The sequence below is a fragment of the Pseudomonas sp. 05T35 genome, from assembly GCF_056396605.1.
Map to the genome: position 1 here is coordinate 1 of NZ_JBFTLU010000729.1, position 1313 is coordinate 1313.

The following is a 1313-nucleotide window of genomic DNA, read 5'->3' on the forward strand; positions in this document are numbered from 1 at the left end:
GTGATGAAACAACCAGGGACCGAACTATTTGATGCCGCAGGGTGAAATTCAGACGCTGTCTTCATCACCCTGCGTTATCGCGATGTCATGGGATCAAGGATCACGAGTGGGGCGGTGCCAGCACCTCTCTGACCATCGGCGAAAAGTACGCAACCTGTAGGGGGTAATCCTGCCCCAACAGCTTGCCTTCGCCATACCAGGTGATACCGCCCTGGCTCAGGATCAGACCGTTGCTACCAAATTCGAATACGCTGCCGACGGAACTGCTGAACACGAAGCGACTGTCATCCATTTGCACCAGCTTGTACTGAGTGCCCGCGGGCGGCAGTTGATCCTTGATGCGTTGCAGGTAAGTCGGTGCCAGGCGGTCAAACAATTGCCTGGCCCGCTCACGGTATTGCGTGATCGATAAGCCGGGACTGCGCTGCAACTCGGCAGCAATCAAGGCGAACACATCGGCATTGGCCCGGGCTTCGGCCAGCTTGATCGACAGCGACGACGCCAACAGCGCGTTATCAACCTGCAGCGAGGATTTCTCCGGCTGCCCGTTGGCCGCCGGCGTCGTAACCGGGCGCATGAACTCGGCCATATTGACCGTCGACAATACAGTCGTCGCCAGATACGCCGCACACGCGGTGGTTTGCTCTGCCTGGTCGCCATTGATCAGTAGTGAGAGCTGGTTGCCCTGCTTTGGCAGTGTTAGCGCGTCGACTCCTTGCTGCTTGAGAAAGGCGTTGACCTGTTCCTGTTTCACTTCGCCCCGGGCCAAGGCGCAAAGCTGCTCCATCACCGGTGCATTGCGCTGGCCATCGAACCTCGGCGACAGTTCGAATATCGCATCATGAATCACCGGCAAAGCGGGAATTCTGAGCCAATTGCTTGGGATATCCGCCGGTTTGTTGGCCAAAAATTTGTCATAACCGGCGAACGCCAACAAAGTGATCAGTGTGGTGACGAAAATGGATTTCATATTCATAGTTATTTTCCTGAAAAAAGTCGGATAGAGACGAATCAAAAACTGCCATCACCATTGATAACCCACCCCCACAGCCACGCCGACATTGCGTTGGGTGTCCGTACTGCCCTGCAACTTTGTCAGCCACCTGCCGTTGCCGGACATATGTGATACACCGAAGGCAACCGACGATTGACCGCGATAACTACTGGCGGACGCCACAGTCATGCTTGCACCCGGTGAGTAGGCTTGCGGCAAACTGGCCATTGCCATTGCACCGGCAATCCCCGCGCTGAGAATTTCGTCCTGCTTCTTGATGTCATTTTTCAATTCCGAATAACGCTGGTCGGTGTAGGCA

The 1313-nt window shown here is 55.5% G+C and carries 2 protein-coding genes; both read right to left on the reverse strand.

The annotated features are described in order from the left end of the window. Positions 1–100 precede the first annotated feature (100 nt). Positions 101–976, reverse strand: a complete 876-nt coding sequence (locus AC1DH9_RS29290; protein WP_427545367.1) for a hypothetical protein — start codon at positions 974–976, stop codon at positions 101–103. Positions 977–1024: 48 nt separating this feature from the next. Beyond that, on the reverse strand, positions 1025–1313 hold a 289-nt coding region (locus AC1DH9_RS29295; RefSeq protein ID WP_477809350.1), incomplete at its 5' end, for a YadA C-terminal domain-containing protein.